Origin of the sequence: Herbaspirillum chlorophenolicum (assembly GCF_001189955.1) — a bacterium.
GTDB lineage: Bacteria > Pseudomonadota > Gammaproteobacteria > Burkholderiales > Burkholderiaceae_D > Herbaspirillum > Herbaspirillum chlorophenolicum.
This window is the reverse complement of sequence record NZ_LFLT01000174.1, coordinates 1-389: the sequence shown is the minus strand read 5'-3', so window position 1 is coordinate 389 and position 389 is coordinate 1. Positions and strand designations below refer to the sequence as shown.

Annotated in this window: 1 protein-coding gene; it reads left to right on the top strand. The window is 56.0% G+C overall.

The features are described from left to right. Positions 1-64: 64 nt before the first annotated feature. The coding region (locus AKL28_RS23745) for a multicopper oxidase domain-containing protein (protein ID WP_156226494.1) at positions 65-389 on the top strand (325 nt) is incomplete at its 3' end.

Genomic DNA, 389 nt, shown 5'->3' with positions numbered 1-389 from the left:
TCCGACTGATCGCCAACTCTACTTATCATCAGCGCCATATCCCCATTTCGGAGAGATTCATCCTATGTCGAACTCATCGTCCCCTTTGAACTCCCGCCGCCGTTTTGTCAAAGGGTTGGCCGCTGGAGGTGTCCTTTTGGGACTGTCGTCGCGCGCCATGCAATCGATGGCGCAGGTGGCTGAAAACCCAGCGAGCCCTTCGGCGGCGCCCATTCTCACAGGTAATGTATTTGACCTGGTGATCGCAGAATCGCCAGTCAATTTCACGGGCAAACAGACCGTCGCTACGACGATCAACGGCTCCCTGCCGGGACCTACGTTGCGCTGGAAAGAAGGCGAAATGGTCACCATCAACGTCACCAATAAGCTGCGGGAACACACCTCCATCC